16 protein-coding genes and 1 pseudogene are annotated in these 15,302 nt (G+C 50.2%); 12 read left to right on the top strand and 5 right to left on the bottom strand.

Translation table 11 applies throughout. From position 1 onward, the window contains the following. Window positions 1-69: 69 nt before the first annotated feature. Both C1192_RS08080 and C1192_RS08075 read right to left on the bottom strand, forming a co-directional pair. Window positions 70-885 (bottom strand): Cof-type HAD-IIB family hydrolase, encoded by an 816-nt coding sequence (locus C1192_RS08080; protein WP_038355192.1) that lies wholly within the window; start codon window positions 883-885, stop codon window positions 70-72. Next, on the bottom strand, window positions 885-2,093 hold the full coding sequence (locus tag C1192_RS08075) for an MFS transporter (RefSeq protein ID WP_038355191.1): 1,209 nt from the start codon (window positions 2,091-2,093) through the stop codon (window positions 885-887). The genes C1192_RS08080 and C1192_RS08075 overlap by 1 nt, the downstream gene beginning before the upstream one ends. Before the next feature lie 84 nt (window positions 2,094-2,177). On the opposite strand from C1192_RS08075, the gene rcdA reads away from it, so the two are divergent. Continuing rightward, a complete protein-coding gene (rcdA, locus tag C1192_RS08070) occupies window positions 2,178-2,753 on the top strand; it encodes a DNA-binding transcriptional regulator RcdA (protein WP_038355190.1) in 576 nt (191 codons plus the stop codon). 135 nt (window positions 2,754-2,888) lie between these two features. On the opposite strand, the gene C1192_RS08065 is transcribed toward rcdA, so the two are convergent. Continuing rightward, window positions 2,889-4,574 carry an aspartate:alanine antiporter gene (locus C1192_RS08065; RefSeq protein WP_038355189.1) on the bottom strand — a complete coding sequence of 562 codons (1,686 nt, stop codon included), beginning with the start codon at window positions 4,572-4,574 and terminating at the stop codon, window positions 2,889-2,891. Between the two features lie 268 nt (window positions 4,575-4,842). Between C1192_RS08065 and C1192_RS08060 the strand changes: the two genes are divergently transcribed. Continuing rightward, a complete protein-coding gene (locus C1192_RS08060; RefSeq protein WP_000681115.1) occupies window positions 4,843-5,220 on the top strand; it encodes an inner membrane protein YbjM in 378 nt (125 codons plus the stop codon). A 32-nt stretch (window positions 5,221-5,252) separates the two neighbouring features. Here C1192_RS08060 and grxA read toward each other — a convergent pair whose 3' ends face one another. Next, window positions 5,253-5,510 (bottom strand): glutaredoxin 1, encoded by a 258-nt coding sequence (grxA, locus tag C1192_RS08055; protein WP_001195226.1) that lies wholly within the window; start codon window positions 5,508-5,510, stop codon window positions 5,253-5,255. Window positions 5,511-5,669: 159 nt separating this feature from the next. On the opposite strand from grxA, the gene C1192_RS08050 reads away from it, so the two are divergent. The 10 genes and pseudogenes from C1192_RS08050 to rlmC all read left to right on the top strand — a co-directional run bounded on the left by C1192_RS08050 (window position 5,670) and on the right by rlmC (window position 14,391). Further along, on the top strand, window positions 5,670-5,957 hold the full coding sequence (locus tag C1192_RS08050; protein ID WP_001259126.1) for a YbjC family protein: 288 nt from the start codon (window positions 5,670-5,672) through the stop codon (window positions 5,955-5,957). Then, complete coding sequence (gene nfsA / locus C1192_RS08045; RefSeq protein ID WP_000189116.1) at window positions 5,941-6,663, top strand: nitroreductase NfsA; 723 nt, start codon at window positions 5,941-5,943, stop codon at window positions 6,661-6,663. Before C1192_RS08050 ends, nfsA begins: the two co-directional genes overlap by 17 nt. A gap of 60 nt (window positions 6,664-6,723) precedes the next feature. After that, the gene (rimK, locus tag C1192_RS08040) at window positions 6,724-7,626 is read left to right on the top strand and encodes a 30S ribosomal protein S6--L-glutamate ligase (RefSeq protein ID WP_000684354.1); all 903 of its coding nucleotides are present in this window, start codon (window positions 6,724-6,726) and stop codon (window positions 7,624-7,626) included. Between the two features lie 87 nt (window positions 7,627-7,713). Continuing rightward, a pseudogene (locus tag C1192_RS08035) lies at window positions 7,714-8,189 on the top strand (type III secretion system chaperone family protein). Window positions 8,190-8,538: 349 nt separating this feature from the next. Beyond that, on the top strand, window positions 8,539-9,651 hold the full coding sequence (gene potF, locus C1192_RS08025) for a spermidine/putrescine ABC transporter substrate-binding protein PotF (RefSeq protein WP_038355188.1): 1,113 nt from the start codon (window positions 8,539-8,541) through the stop codon (window positions 9,649-9,651). 94 nt (window positions 9,652-9,745) lie between these two features. Then, window positions 9,746-10,879: a putrescine ABC transporter ATP-binding subunit PotG gene (gene potG / locus C1192_RS08020; RefSeq protein WP_000995979.1), complete on the top strand. Its 1,134-nt coding sequence runs from the start codon at window positions 9,746-9,748 to the stop codon at window positions 10,877-10,879. A gap of 9 nt (window positions 10,880-10,888) precedes the next feature. After that, window positions 10,889-11,833 carry a putrescine ABC transporter permease PotH gene (potH, locus tag C1192_RS08015; protein WP_038355187.1) on the top strand — a complete coding sequence of 315 codons (945 nt, stop codon included), beginning with the start codon at window positions 10,889-10,891 and terminating at the stop codon, window positions 11,831-11,833. Next, window positions 11,830-12,675: a putrescine ABC transporter permease PotI gene (gene potI, locus C1192_RS08010; protein WP_001516076.1), complete on the top strand. Its 846-nt coding sequence runs from the start codon at window positions 11,830-11,832 to the stop codon at window positions 12,673-12,675. The genes potH and potI overlap by 4 nt, the downstream gene beginning before the upstream one ends. A gap of 59 nt (window positions 12,676-12,734) precedes the next feature. Continuing rightward, on the top strand, window positions 12,735-13,223 hold the full coding sequence (locus tag C1192_RS08005; protein WP_000389253.1) for a YbjO family protein: 489 nt from the start codon (window positions 12,735-12,737) through the stop codon (window positions 13,221-13,223). Between the two features lie 40 nt (window positions 13,224-13,263). Then, window positions 13,264-14,391 carry a 23S rRNA (uracil(747)-C(5))-methyltransferase RlmC gene (rlmC, locus tag C1192_RS08000; protein WP_038355186.1) on the top strand — a complete coding sequence of 376 codons (1,128 nt, stop codon included), beginning with the start codon at window positions 13,264-13,266 and terminating at the stop codon, window positions 14,389-14,391. A 174-nt stretch (window positions 14,392-14,565) separates the two neighbouring features. Here rlmC and artJ read toward each other — a convergent pair whose 3' ends face one another. Then, window positions 14,566-15,297: an arginine ABC transporter substrate-binding protein ArtJ gene (artJ, locus tag C1192_RS07995; RefSeq protein ID WP_038355185.1), complete on the bottom strand. Its 732-nt coding sequence runs from the start codon at window positions 15,295-15,297 to the stop codon at window positions 14,566-14,568. Window positions 15,298-15,302: the final 5 nt, after the last annotated feature.

Genomic DNA, 15,302 nt, shown 5'->3' with positions numbered 1-15,302 from the left:
CCAGAAGGGTAATTTCCGCGGATTATGCATCCTTCATTCAGGCATTGTGTTGCCGGGCGTGCTGCCGTTTTATTGATTAAATGGCGCTTCGTGTTTAAGAACTTTATCGATAATGTCCAGTACGCCTTCATGGTTATTGGAGCCTGCACGGTATTTCGCCGCCGCTACGACTGCGTTGCCAGCATTTTCCATTGCAAAGCTAAAGCCCGCCTGACGCAGCATCTCAATATCATTACCGCCATCGCCAAAAACCACCACTTCGCTGTCGTCTATGCCCCATAATTTCTGGAGTTGACGCAGGCCATTGGCTTTATGTACGCCGGGGATAATCAAATCGATACTACCGTTGCCGGTATGGACTGGCACCATAATATCGCCAATAGAATCATGTAACTCTTTTTGCACTTGCGGAATCAGTTCGTCAGAGAGATTTAACCCAAACTTGAAGAAGATATCGTCGATATTGTCAAAGTTATCGACATATTCCAGGCGATGATAGTACATCTCCGCCACGGCCTTCATTTCGGCGTCATACTTTTTCAGGGTATAGGCGCTATTTTTTCCACAGGCAATAATTTCCACCTCCGGGCGCGTCAGTAAATGCTCCACAATAGTGGAAAATGCGTCCTTCGACAGTTCGCCATTAAAAACATCTTTGCCTTCGTTCACCACCCAGCCGCCGTTTTCCGCCACAAAGGCAATTTCATTGGCAATTTCGGGAAAGAACGAAATTAACTGATAATATTGATTTCCACTGGCGACCACAAAGCGAATACCTTGTGCTTTCATCTGCTGATACTGGGCCGTAAACCGCTCACGGTTATAGGTTTTTTGATCGCTTAAGAAAGTACCGTCCATATCTACCGCAATTAATTTAATGCCCATCAACTATTCTCCATCGCAGTTTGCGTTTTTGTATCGGGTTTGGCGACGGCTTTAGCGACAATAGCCGCAAGAATAACCAGCGCCAGCACAACCAGCATTGCACTACGTAATCCATAATGTTCTCCGAGATAGCCCAGCAGTGGCGGCCCGACGAGGAATGCCAGATAACCCGTCGTTGCCACTACGCTGACGCGGGTCGACGCATCGGGGCCGGTATCGCTGGCGGCAGAAATGGTTAGTGGGAAGCCCAGAGAAGCGCCCAATCCCCAAAGCACAACAGACACCCCAGCGACCCATGCGCTATCGACAAAAATAATCAGTCCGATACCCAACGCACCCATCAAGGCACTGGCACGTACTACGGCAACGCGGCTGTAACGGTCGATGAACCAGCCACCGGTGAAGCGTCCAACGGTCATCCCCAATGTGAAACCGGCATAAATCAGTGAGCCTGACGTTGGACTAAAACCGTGGCCATCAACCATTAATAAGGGTAACCAATCGTTGGCAGAGCCTTCTGCAAAAGCCATTGCCAGTACTACGACACCAATCAACAGCAACTGGATATCACGGTAAAAAGGCACACCTTTTTCGTCATGCTGCGAGCCATCGGCAGCGTTTTTGCCCGTACCGCCAGGGATTGCCTTAATAGCAATATAAATAGGTGCGATGCCCGCCAGTGCCGCCAACAAAATATGTACAGTTGCCGGAACACCAAAGGCTGTCAACGCCATCCCGACACCAGCGCCTGCCAGCGTGCCCAGGCTATAAAAGCCGTGCATCATAGGCAAAACCGTTTTATTCATTTCTCGCTCAACGGCTGCGCCTTCAACGTTTATCGCCACTTCAGCGGAACCAAAACTGGCTCCAAAGACACCAAGACCAACGGCAAAGAGGACGGGGGATGTCAGCCAGAGCGCCAGACTTAATATCATCATCCCGATCAAAGCGCAGGACATAGTGACCAGAATGACATTACGCGTCCCAAAGCGTTTCACTAACCACGCCGAGCAGAGGATACCGCTCATCGAACCTATCGACAGGCCAAAGAGTACACCGCCCATTTCAGCGATAGAGACAGAGAGAATATCCCGAATTGCTGGCGTGCGGGTGGCCCAGGAAGCCATTAGCAGTCCTGGCAAAAAGAAGAACATAAACAACGCCCAGGTACGGCGTTTCAAGGCATTACGTGAAGAATTTACTGTCATAGATCACGTCAAAAAAAGAAGAGGGAAGACAACCTTAGCAAGGTTGTGTACATTTGTACACAATTGCAGAGAGAGGGTAAAAATATGCGCCGCGCTAATGATCCCCAACGGCGAGAAAAAATCATTCAGGCCACGCTGGAGGCAGTGAAACTTTACGGGATACATGCCGTTACGCACCGTAAAATCGCCACCCTCGCCGGAGTGCCGTTAGGATCAATGACCTACTATTTTTCAGGAATTGATGAGTTGTTGCTGGAAGCGTTTAGCCGTTTTACGCAGACGATGTCGCGGCAATATCAGGCTTTTTTTGATGATGTCAATGACGCCCCCAGCGCCTGCCAGGCCATAACAGACATGATCTACAGCTCGCAGGTCGCAACGCCGGATAACATGGAACTGATGTACCAGCTCTACGTATTGGCCAGCCGAAAACCGCTATTAAAAACGGTGATGCAAAACTGGATGCAGCGTAGTCAGCAAACGCTTGAACAATGGTTTGAACCGGAAACTGCCCGGGCGCTGGATGCTTTTATTGAAGGGATGAGTCTGCATTTTGTCACCGACCGTAAGCCGCTATCGCATGAGGAGATTTTGAGGATGGTGGAGCGAGTGGCAGGGCTGGAGATAAATTTCAGGCAACAAAAAACCCATCAACCTTGAACCTAAATGGCGGGGTTGATGGGCTCCACAAAATGGGGACATCAAAGAAAAGCAGTGGCACTAATTAAGACTGATACCCTGAAGAAAAGTTCTGCGGTTGTACAAAAAAATTTCATTTTTAGGGCAACTTCAGTTTTATCCGAGTCTGGGCCATACCATCACAATGATTGTCCCTGCCAGTGTCAGCAGTACGTTAGCTATTGCATAAGTGCCCGCATAGCCCAGCGCCGGGATGTTACTGCGGGCTGTATCACTGATGATCTCCATTGCCGGTGCGCAGGTTCGTGCGCCCATCATTGCGCCGAATAACAGTGCGCGGTTCATACGCAATACGTAAGCACCGAACAGGAAGCAGATAACAACGGGCACCAGACTGACAATCAATCCGGCAATCAACATCTGACCGCCAATCGCGCCCAGGCCGTTATTGATGCCGCTACCGGCGCTTAAACCAACACCCGCCATAAACACCATCAAACCAAACTCTTTCACCATACTTAACGCACCCTGCGGAATATAGCCGAAGGTCGGGTGGTTAGCGCGCATAAAGCCCAGCATAATGCCAGCGAATAACAATCCGGCAGCGTTACCCATGCCAAAACTGAAAGTGCTGAACTGGAAGGTAATCATCCCGATCATCAGGCCTATAACAAAGAATGCGCAGAATGCCAGCAAGTCGGTGACCTGGCTGTGAATCGAAATAAAGCCGATACGGTCAGCGATGGTCTTCACACGGCGGGCATCGCCGCTCACCTGCAAAACGTCACCTTTGTTAAGCACTACGTTATCGTCAATTGGCATCTCGATCTGACTGCGGATCACGCGGTTAAGGAAGCAACCGTGATCGGTCAACTTCAATTGCGCCAGACGTTTACCGACGGCGTTATGGTTTTTGACGACCACCTCTTCAGTGACAATACGCATGTCGAGAAGGTCACGATCAAAAACTTCTTTACCGTTACGGAAGCTGGGATCGAGTCGGGCGTGGGCATCGGGATATCCTACCAACGCTATTTCATCGCCCATTTGCAACACGGCGTCACCATCCGGATTTGCCAGAATCCCGTTACGACGGATACGTTCAATATAGCAACCGGTCTGTCGATAAATACCCAATTCACGCAAGTTCTTGCCGTCGGCCCAGGCGACCAGTTCCGGTCCGACTCGGTAAGCGCGAATCACCGGCAGATAGACTTTGCGGCTGGCGTCGGTGTCCAGACCTCGCTCACGAGCGATTTGCTGGGCGCTGGTCTGTAAGTCCTGATGCTGTAACTTGGGCAGGTAACGCGCTCCGACAATCAGGCTCACCAGACCGATCAAATAGGTTAATGCATACCCAAGGCTTAAATTATCCAGTGCCGCGGAGAGCTGCCCGCTTTCTATACCAGAGTGGCGTAACGTATCGCCCGCACCGACCAGAACCGGCGTCGATGTCATGGAGCCAGCCAACATACCGGCCGTCAGGCCAATGTCCCAGCCAAACAGCTTACCCAAACCTAAGGCGATCAACAGCGCACTACCGACCATTACCAGCGCTAACATTAGGTAATTTTTCCCATCGCGGAAAAAAATGGAAAAAAAGTTGGGTCCGGCTTCGACCCCGACGCAGAAAATAAACAGCATAAAGCCAAGATTAAGCGCGTCGGTGTTAATACTGAAATGTTGTTGACCTAATAATAGCGATACGACTAAAACGCCAATGGAATTACCCAGTTGGATTGAACCAAGTCGTAATTTTCCGAGACATAGCCCAAGCGCGAGGACCACGAATAATAACAGAATGTAATTCCCATTTAACAATTCGGCGACGTTTATATTCACGGAGACTAACTTCTTGTTTACGAGTAAGCTGTTGAAAGAAATGGTAATTTAAGATAATGTTTTTACCTGAATTCAGGGCGCAGATTCATTCAGCGCACTTAATCAATAGTAAAGTAACAATATATTTTACTAGTGTAATCACATTAGATACCAACGGCTATAAGAATTGTGTTGGCCTATATTAGCATGGAATGCGAAGCGACTTTATCTTACTGAGCGCCACACTGGCGAAAAATGTGTTCGATAGAGGCAGTGTCAGGAGGAAGATGTGAAACATAAACAACGTTGGGCGGGGGCAGTCTGCTGTTTTGTCCTCTTCATTGTGGTGTGCCTTTTCCTGGCGACGCATATGAAGGGCGCTTTTCGGGCTGCCGGGCATCCTGAAATCGGCTTACTGTTTTTTATTCTTCCTGGGGCTGTCGCCAGTTTTTTTTCGCAGCGTAGAGAAGTCCTTAAACCCCTGTTTGGCGCAATGCTGGCAGCACCGTGTTCTATGTTAATTATGCGCCTGTTTTTTTCACCAACACGCTCATTCTGGCAAGAGCTGGCATGGTTATTGAGTGCTGTCTTCTGGTGTGCGCTGGGGGCGTTGTGTTTCTTGTTTATCAGTAGCTTGTTCAAGCCACAACACAGAAAAAATCAATAAAGCCCTCAAACAGAGAGGGCTTATCCGGCAAATCAGGCGTCAAGATTCTCTTTTACCCAGGCTGCAAAATCGGTATAGCCACCGATGTGTTGCTGATCGACAAAAATCTGCGGCACGGTTTCAACGGGCTTCCCGGCCTTCTGTTGTAAATCTTCTTTAGTGATCCCTTCAGCACGAATATCCACATACTGATAGTGAAAATCATCGCGCTCGTTGCTTAATTTTTCTGCCAGATCTTTTGCACGAACGCAGTAAGGGCAACCCGGACGGCCGAAAATAACGGTTTGCATTTTCTCTCTCCATTTATCTGTCATGCGTGCATGATCACGCCAAATCTTATTCGCTGAAAGTAGGTTTAACCTGTTGCATTGATTGCTTAAAGCTATAACTGTTAAGCACAATGTGATGAAAGGTTTTAAACTGGCCGCTCACTTTGCAGAGGGAAGCCTATGCGCACGATCGGTAAATTGCCTGACAGCGTGTTGATACTGGAATTTCTCGGAATGATGTTACTGGCTGTGTCGCTGCTGTCGGTAAGCGACTACCTTTCGCTTCCGATGCCGTTTTCTACACCAGAAGCGCAAATTCTGATGATTTTTCTCGGTGTTTTGCTCATGCTTCCCGCTGCGGTGGTGGTTATTCTTCAGGTTGCAAAACGGCTTGCCCCGCAACTGATGAATCGTCCACCAGAATCTTCATGTTCAGAAAGAGAAAAAGATAATGACGCCAACCATTGAACTCATTTGTGGTCATCGCTCCATTCGCCATTTCACTGATGAACCTATCTCCGCTGAACAGCGCGAGGCGATTATCAACAGCGCCCGGGCGACTTCCAGTTCCAGTTTTTTGCAGTGCAGCAGCATTATTCGCATTACTGATAAAGCTCTGCGTAATGAACTGGTAACGCTGACCGGTGGGCAAAAACACGTTGCGCAAGCGGCGGAGTTCTGGGTGTTCTGTGCCGACTTTAACCGCCATTTACAGATTTGCCCGGATGCTCAACTCGGCCTGGCGGAACAGTTGTTACTCGGTGTCGTTGATACGGCGATGATGGCGCAAAACGCCTTAACCGCAGCGGAATCGCTGGGATTGGGCGGTGTATATATCGGCGGCCTGCGCAATAACATTGAAGCAGTGACGGAACTGCTGAAATTGCCGAAGCATGTATTGCCGCTGTTTGGCTTGTGCCTGGGCTGGCCTGCGGATAACCCGGATCTCAAGCCGCGTTTACCGTCCTCTATTTTGGTGCATGAAAACAGCTACCAACCGCTGGATAAAGACATTCTGGCGCAGTATGACGAGCAACTGGCGGAATATTATCTCACCCGTGGTAGCAATAATCGCCGTGATACCTGGAGCGATCATATTCGCCGGACGATTATCAAAGAAAGTCGTCCTTTTATTCTCGATTATTTACATAAACAAGGTTGGGCGACGCGCTAAAACCGTAACGCCGATGTATTATACGCGGGCTTTTGACCAGGTCTGACAGAGAGGTGCAGGGTGAAAATTGCCATATTGTCCCGGGATGGAACGCTCTATTCGTGTAAGCGACTGCGTGAAGCGGCGTTGCAGCGCGGTCACCTGGTTGAAATTCTCGATCCGCTTTCTTGTTACATGAACATTAATCCTGCGGCGTCGTCCATTCATTATAAAGGTCGCAAGCTTCCCCATTTTGATGCGGTGATCCCGCGCATTGGCACCGCCATTACCTTTTATGGAACGGCGGCGCTGCGCCAGTTTGAAATGCTGGGCAGTTATCCGCTAAATGAATCGGTTGCTATTGCCCGTGCGCGTGACAAATTGCGTTCAATGCAATTGCTGGCACGTCAGGGTATTGACCTGCCTGTCACGGGGATTGCGCATTCGCCGGACGATACCAGCGACTTAATCGAGATGGTCGGTGGTGCGCCGCTGGTGGTCAAGCTGGTTGAAGGTACGCAGGGAATTGGTGTGGTGCTGGCGGAGACGCGTCAGGCGGCAGAAAGCGTGATTGATGCATTTCGCGGCCTGAATGCCCATATTCTGGTGCAGGAATATATCAAAGAGGCGCAAGGGCGCGATATTCGCTGTCTGGTCGTCGGTGATGAAGTGGTTGCGGCGATTGAACGGCGGGCGAAAGAAGGCGATTTTCGTTCCAATTTGCATCGTGGTGGCGCGGCAAGTGTCGCAAGTATCACGCCGCAGGAGCGCGAAATCGCCATTAAAGCCGCGCGAACGATGGCGCTGGATGTTGCCGGTGTGGATATTCTGCGTGCAAATCGCGGACCGTTGGTGATGGAGGTAAATGCATCGCCAGGTCTGGAAGGGATAGAAAAAACCACCGGTATCGACATCGCGGGTAAAATGATCCGCTGGATTGAACGCCATGCTACGGCGGAATATTGCTTAAAAACCGGTGGTTAGTCGCAATAACGTGACTGATCATGGTTTTGCCTGCGCTTTTTGCGTAAGCTGTGCCGGTCTTTTTATCGGAAGAGGTTGTACAAAATTATGACATCGCTGGTCGTTCCTGGTCTGGATACGTTGCGTCAATGGCTCGATGACCTGGGGATGAGTTTTTTGAATGTGATAACTGTCAGGCTCTGCATCTGCCACATATGCAGAATTTCGACGGTGTCTTTGATGCCAAAATCGATCTGATAGATAACACAATCCTGTTTTCTGCTATGGCGGAAGTCAGATCTTCAGCCGTGTTACCGCTGGCGGCGGATTTATCAGCCATCAATGCCAGTTCGCTGACCGTGAAAGCATTTCTTGATATGCAGGATGATAATCTGCCAAAGCTGGTGGTTTGCCAGTCTTTATCCGTTATGCAGGGCGTAACCTATGAACAGTTTGCATGGTTTGTACGTCAGAGCGAAGAGCAGATTTCGATGGTTATCCTTGAAGCCAATGCCCATCAACTGCTGTTACCGACTGATGATGAAGGGCAAAACAACGTTAGCGAAAACTATTTCCTTCACTGATAATTCCTTTTGAGCACGCAGTCGCTGCCGCAGTGGCTGCGCGTTGTAATATTTTCTGCTGATTTTAACCTTTCATTAAAGATTATTTCACTTCTGTTGTGCCGGATTTGCTTTATCACATAGAGCAAATACGCATAAAAATTTGTTAAATGCCGTTTTTTATTACAGCTATAGTTTCAAACCCTGGCTAAAGTTATTCTTGCAATGCTTTTATATAGCGAGCAATGCTGGCCGGGAGAGAGTCCTCTTTTCTTACACCGCGCCGATAAAAAATATGCACATTTATTGCATATCTTTCAGTGTGACAACTTTTGTTCGTTTGTTAACGAACTTTCAGAAGGAAAGAGATATGACCGGCTTAAATAAAAAATGGCTATCGGGTCTGGTTGCGGGTGCTCTGATGGCTGTCTCTGTCGGCACGCTCGCGGCTGAACAAAAAACACTCCACATTTATAACTGGTCTGATTATATCGCCCCGGATACGGTGGCAAATTTTGAAAAAGAGACCGGTATCAAAGTCGTCTACGATGTTTTTGATTCCAACGAAGTGCTGGAAGGCAAATTAATGGCGGGGAGCACCGGCTTTGATCTTGTCGTTCCATCAGCCAGCTTTCTTGAACGCCAGTTGACTGCCGGTGTGTTCCAGCCGCTGGATAAAAGCAAATTGCCAGAATGGAAGAATCTCGATCCAGAACTGTTGAAACTGGTGGCAAAACACGATCCCGGCAATAAATTTGCCATGCCATATATGTGGGCGACGACTGGCATTGGCTATAACGTCGATAAAGTTAAAGCGGTACTGGGTGAAAATGCGCCTGTCGATAGCTGGGACTTGATCCTCAAACCTGAAAATCTGGAAAAACTGAAAATCTGCGGCGTCTCTTTCCTCGATGCGCCGGAAGAAGTTTTTGCTACCGTGCTGAATTATCTCGGCAAAGATCCGAACAGTACCAAAGCAGATGATTACACCGGACCGGCTACCGACTTACTGTTGAAACTGCGCCCGAATATTCGCTATTTCCACTCCTCTCAGTACATAAACGATCTGGCAAACGGTGATATCTGCGTCGCTATCGGCTGGGCGGGTGATGTCTGGCAGGCGTCAAACCGTGCGAAGGAAGCGAAGAATGGCGTAAATGTCTCTTTCTCGATTCCGAAAGAAGGGGCGATGGCATTCTTTGATGTGTTCGCCATGCCTGCCGACGCCAAAAATAAAGACGAAGCGTATCAGTTCCTGAATTACCTGCTACGCCCGGATGTAGTAGCGCATATCTCCGACCATGTGTTCTATGCCAACGCCAACAAAGAAGCGACGCCGCTGGTAAGCGCGGAAGTGCGTGATAACCCGGGGATTTATCCTCCGGCAGACGTTCGCGGCAAAATGTTCACACTGCAAGTGCAGGACCCGAAAATTGACCGAGTGCGCACCCGCGCCTGGACTAAAGTGAAGAGCGGAAAATAATCCGCAGCCGTAGATGCCGGACGGGCGCGCCAGTCCCTCCGGCAATTTGCACCATCATGGTGCGCTTGCACACCTTAAATGCCGGAGAGCAGCCGTGAATGACGCTATCCCTCGCCCACAGGCGAAAAGTCGGAAGTCGCTGACACCACTATTAGAAATCCGCAATTTGACCAAATCTTACGATGGTCAACATGCGGTCGATGATGTCAGTCTGACCATTTATAAAGGCGAAATCTTTGCACTGCTGGGCGCATCTGGCTGTGGCAAGTCCACGCTGCTGCGTATGCTGGCAGGTTTCGAACAGCCTTCTGCCGGGCAGATTATGCTTGATGGCGTTGATTTGTCACAGGTGCCGCCTTATCTGCGCCCCATCAATATGATGTTCCAGTCCTATGCGCTGTTTCCGCATATGTCCGTGGAACAGAACATCGCCTTTGGCCTGAAACAGGACAAGTTACCAAAAGCGGAAATTGCCAGCCGGGTCAACGAGATGCTCGGGTTGGTGCATATGCAGGAGTTCGCCAAACGCAAACCGCATCAACTTTCCGGCGGTCAACGCCAGCGTGTGGCGCTGGCCCGAAGCCTTGCCAAGCGCCCAAAACTTCTGCTGCTTGATGAACCGATGGGCGCGCTGGATAAAAAACTACGTGACCGGATGCAGCTTGAAGTGGTGGATATTCTCGAGCGTGTCGGCGTGACCTGTGTGATGGTCACCCACGATCAGGAAGAGGCGATGACCATGGCGGGGCGTATTGCCATTATGAATCGCGGTAAATTTGTCCAGATTGGCGAGCCGGAAGAAATTTATGAGCACCCGACCACCCGCTACAGCGCCGAGTTTATTGGTTCAGTTAACGTCTTTGAAGGGCTGCTAAAAGAGCGCCAGGAAGACGGACTATTGCTCTATTCGCCGGGGCTGGTGCATCCGTTGAAAGTCGATCCGCAGGCGTCAGTGGTCGATAACGTGCCGGTGCATGTGGCGCTGCGTCCGGAAAAAATCATGCTCTGTGACGAACCGCCTACTGATGGCTGCAATTTTGCGGTGGGAGAGGTGACACATATTGCCTATCTCGGTGATTTGTCTGTTTATCATGTTCGTCTGAAAAGTGGGCAGATGATCAGCGCTCAGTTACAAAACGCCCATCGTCATCGTAAAGGGCTGCCGACCTGGGGCGATGAAGTCCGTTTATGTTGGGAAGTGGACAGTTGTGTGGTGCTGACGGTTTAAGGAGCAAAGATGAGTACACTTGAACCTCCTGTCCGGCCGGGCGGGTTGAAACTGTGGCTTACGCAGTGGCAAATGAAGCACGGGCGTAAACTGGTGATTGCGCTGCCGTATATCTGGTTGATTTTGCTGTTTCTGCTGCCATTTCTTATCGTCTTTAAAATAAGTCTGGCAGAGATGGCGCGCGCCATTCCCCCTTACACCGAACTGATGGAATGGGCGGATGGGCAACTGTCGATCACCCTCAACCTTGGTAATTTCCTGCAGCTAACCGACGATCCGCTCTATTTCGATGTTTATCTCCAGTCGTTACAGGTAGCGGCGATTTCGACCATTTGTTGCTTATTGCTCGGCTACCCGCTGGCGTGGGCGGTGGCGCACAGTAAGCCTTCAACCCGTAATATCTTATTGCTGCTGGTGATCCTGCCGTCGTGGACTTCGTTTTTGATCCGCGTTTACGCCTGGATGGGGATCCTGAAAAACAACGGTGTATTGAATAATTTCCTGCTGTGGCTGGGCGTTATCGATCAACCGCTGACCATTCTGCATACCAATCTGGCAGTTTATATCGGCATTGTTTACGCCTATGTGCCGTTTATGGTGTTGCCGATCTACACCGCGTTAACCCGCATCGATTATTCGCTGGTAGAGGCGGCACTGGATCTCGGCGCGCGACCGCTGAAAACGTTCTTCACCGTCATTGTGCCACTGACCAAAGGCGGGATTATCGCCGGATCGATGTTGGTTTTCATTCCGGCGGTTGGTGAGTTTGTGATCCCGGAACTGCTCGGCGGCCCGGACAGTATTATGATCGGACGCGTCCTGTGGCAGGAGTTCTTCAATAACCGCGACTGGCCGGTGGCCTCAGCGGTGGCGATCATCATGTTATTGCTGCTGATTGTGCCAATTATGTGGTTCCACAAATATCAGCAAAAAAGCGTGGGGGAGCACGGATGAATAATTTACCGGTCGTTCGTTCTCCCTGGCGGATTGTGATTTTGCTGCTGGGTTTCACCTTTCTCTATGCGCCGATGCTGATGCTGGTTATCTATTCGTTTAACAGTTCGAAACTGGTGACGGTGTGGGCCGGTTGGTCAACGCGCTGGTACGGCGAATTATTGCGTGACGATGCGATGATGAGTGCGGTCGGGTTAAGTCTGACTATTGCCGCCTGTGCGGCGACCGCGGCGGCGATCCTCGGGACTATTGCGGCGGTCGTGCTGGTACGGTTTGGACGGTTTCGTGGCTCAAATGGCTTTGCCTTTATGATCACCGCGCCGCTTGTCATGCCGGATGTGATAACTGGTCTGTCGTTGTTGTTATTGTTCGTTGCCCTTGCTCATGCCATTGGCTGGCCAGCCGATCGCGGCATGTTGACTATCTGGCTGGCGCACGTAACTTTCTGTACGGCGTATGTGGCGGTCGTTATTTCTTCACGTTTGCGGGAACTGGATCGCTCGATAGAAGAAGCGGCGATGGATCTCGGTGCGATGCCGCTGAAAGTATTTTTCGTGATTACGCTGCCGATGATCATGCCGGCAATCATTTCTGGTTGGTTGCTTGCTTTTACTCTGTCGCTCGATGACCTGGTGATTGCCAGTTTTGTTTCCGGACCCGGTGCCACCACATTGCCGATGTTGGTTTTTTCCAGCGTGCGGATGGGGGTGAATCCGGAGATTAACGCCCTGGCGACGTTGATCCTCGGGGCGGTAGGAATTATCGGATTTATCGCCTGGTATTTAATGGCGCGTGCAGAAAAGCAGCGGATACGCGATATCCAGCGTGCAAGACGTGGCTGAAGACACTAAAATTTGCCAACCTGGCTACATAATACCGCGCATGTCGCGGCATTGTTTTCATGGAAGACGAAACGTTGGGATTTTTTAAGAAAACATCTTCATCACATGCTCGCCTGAATGTGCCTGCGCTGGTGCAGGTGGCGGCGCTCGCCATTATTATGATCCGTGGTCTCGACGTGCTGATGATTTTCAATACGCTGGGCGTTCACGGTATTGGCGAATTCATTCATCGTAGCGTACAAACCTGGAGTTTAACGCTGGTCTTTTTAAGCAGCCTGGCGCTGGTTTTTATTGAAATCTGGTGTGCGTTTTCGCTGGTGAAAGGCTGTAGCTGGGCGCGCTGGCTGTATCTGCTGACACAAATTACGGCTGCCAGTTATCTGTGGGCGGCTTCACTCGGTTATGGTTATCCTGAGCTGTTCAGCATTCCCGGTGAATCAAAACGCGAAATCCTCCATAGCCTGATGCTGCAGAAGCTGCCGGATATGCTCATCCTGTTGTTGCTATTCGTTCCCGCTACCAGTCGGCGGTTCTTCCAGTTGCAATAATGTGTATAATCGTCGCCCCTGATGATGTGAAGGTCAATGTATGCAGTGCGCACTTTACGACGCGGGTCGCTGTCGTTCCTGTCAGTGGATAACGCAGCCGATTCCAGAGCAACTCTCCGCTAAAACCGCCGATCTTAAAAATCTGCTGACCGATTTTCCGGTTGCGGAGTGGTGCGCGTCGGTGTCTGGCCCCGAACAAGGGTTTCGTAATAAAGCCAAAATGGTGGTGAGTGGCAGCGTTGAAAAGCCACTGCTCGGAATGCTACACCGCGACGGCACGCCGGAAGATCTTTGCGACTGTCCGCTTTATCCTGCCTCATTTGCGCCCGTTTTTGCGGCGCTAAAACCGTTTATTGCCCGCGCCGGGCTGACGCCGTACAACGTGGCGCGTAAGCGTGGTGAACTGAAATACATTCTGCTGACTGAAAGCCAGACTGATGGCGGCATGATGCTGCGTTTTGTGCTGCGCTCGGAAACCAAGCTGGCGCAACTGCGTAAGGCGCTACCGTGGCTACAGGCACAACTGCCGCAGCTCAACGTCATTACCGTCAATATTCAGCCAGTACATATGGCGATTATGGAAGGGGAGACGGAGATCTACCTGACCGAACAACAGGCGCTGGCAGAGCGTTTTAATAACGTACCGTTGTGGATCCGTCCGCAAAGTTTCTTCCAGACCAATCCGGCAGTTGCCAGCCAGCTTTATGCGACCGCGCGTGACTGGGTACAGCAACTACCGGTAAACCATATGTGGGATCTGTTTTGCGGTGTTGGCGGTTTTGGTTTGCATTGTGCGACGCCAGAAATGCAGTTAACGGGGATTGAAATTGCACCAGAAGCGATTGCTTGTGCGAAACAGTCTGCTGCTGAGCTGGGCTTAACGCGTTTGCAATTTCAGGCGCTGGACTCCACTCAGTTTGCCACCGCGCAAGGCGAAGTGCCGGAACTGGTGCTGGTTAATCCACCGCGTCGCGGCATTGGAAAGCCACTGTGTGACTATCTCTCAACGATGGCACCGCGTTTTATTATTTACTCCAGTTGTAACGCTCAAACGATGGCGAAAGATATTCGCGAACTGCCTGGTTATCGCATTGAGCGGGTACAGCTTTTCGATATGTTCCCGCACACCGCGCATTATGAAGTGCTGACGCTGTTGGTGAAGCAATAAAAAAGCCGCGGCTGCGGCTTCAGATTGTTGACCAGATGCGCTTTGTTCATGCCGGATGCGGGGTGAACACCTTATGCAACCTACAAAATCTTGCGAAATCAATATATTGTAGAGTCAATGTAGGCCAGATAAACGTAGCGCATCAGGCCATCTTACTTTTGTCATCAGTCTCAATTACTGCGGGAACCATTGATCACTGATTTTCTGATACGTACCGTCGGATTTAACGGCTGCCAGTGCGTTATTCAGTTTCTCCAGCAGAGCTTTGTTATCCGGACGAACAGCGATGCCCAGGCCGGTGCCGAAGTACTGCGGATCGGTCACTTTCTCAGTCGCAACGCCCAGTTGTGGATTGGTTTTCAGCCATTCATTAACTACCGCTGTGTCACCAAATACACCATCGATACGGCCATTTTTCAGGTCGATAAATGCATTCTGATAGCTGTCATAAGAGACGGTTTTCACTTCCGGATGCTGATCCTGAATATATTTCTGGTGGGTGGTGCCGTTTTCCATACCAATACGTTTACCTTTCAAATCGGCAAAAGTCTTATAGGTATCTTTTTTGGCAATCACGACGGCAGAGTTTTCGTAGTATGGCGTGGTAAAGGCCACCTGTTTGCTGCGCTCTGGTGTGATGTCCATCCCGGAAATCACGGCGTCATATTTCCTGAATTTTAGTGACGGGATCAGGCTGTCGAAAGCGTGATTAGTAAAAGTACATTCTGCCTGCATTTGTTTGCATAACGCTTTTGCCAGATCGATATCAAAGCCGACGATCTCATTATTAGCACCTATAGATTCAAAGGGGGGATAGGTAGCTGATACGCCAAAATTGATTTTCTCTGCGGCAGAAGCGCCGAAAGTAAAGGAAGCAAGTAATGCGGCAAGAACTAACTTTTTCATGATGG

The organism is Escherichia marmotae (genome assembly GCF_002900365.1).
GTDB classification, from domain to species: Bacteria; Pseudomonadota; Gammaproteobacteria; order Enterobacterales; family Enterobacteriaceae; genus Escherichia; species Escherichia marmotae.
The sequence above is the reverse complement of the archived record's forward strand: the minus strand, read 5'-3'. Positions and strand labels throughout refer to the sequence as shown.

Coding starts and splice junctions, on each gene's coding strand:
- C1192_RS08075 (WP_038355191.1), bottom strand. CDS start 2,093: ATGACAGTAAATTCTTCACGTAATGCCTTGAAACGCCGTACCTGGGCG.
- rlmC (WP_038355186.1), top strand. CDS start 13,264: ATGCAGTGCGCACTTTACGACGCGGGTCGCTGTCGTTCCTGTCAGTGG.
- rcdA (WP_038355190.1), top strand. CDS start 2,178: ATGCGCCGCGCTAATGATCCCCAACGGCGAGAAAAAATCATTCAGGCC.
- potF (WP_038355188.1), top strand. CDS start 8,539: ATGACCGGCTTAAATAAAAAATGGCTATCGGGTCTGGTTGCGGGTGCT.
- potI (WP_001516076.1), top strand. CDS start 11,830: ATGAATAATTTACCGGTCGTTCGTTCTCCCTGGCGGATTGTGATTTTG.
- C1192_RS08050 (WP_001259126.1), top strand. CDS start 5,670: ATGCGCACGATCGGTAAATTGCCTGACAGCGTGTTGATACTGGAATTT.
- potH (WP_038355187.1), top strand. CDS start 10,889: ATGAGTACACTTGAACCTCCTGTCCGGCCGGGCGGGTTGAAACTGTGG.
- nfsA (WP_000189116.1), top strand. CDS start 5,941: ATGACGCCAACCATTGAACTCATTTGTGGTCATCGCTCCATTCGCCAT.
- artJ (WP_038355185.1), bottom strand. CDS start 15,297: ATGAAAAAGTTAGTTCTTGCCGCATTACTTGCTTCCTTTACTTTCGGC.
- C1192_RS08080 (WP_038355192.1), bottom strand. CDS start 885: ATGGGCATTAAATTAATTGCGGTAGATATGGACGGTACTTTCTTAAGC.
- grxA (WP_001195226.1), bottom strand. CDS start 5,510: ATGCAAACCGTTATTTTCGGCCGTCCGGGTTGCCCTTACTGCGTTCGT.
- C1192_RS08005 (WP_000389253.1), top strand. CDS start 12,735: ATGGAAGACGAAACGTTGGGATTTTTTAAGAAAACATCTTCATCACAT.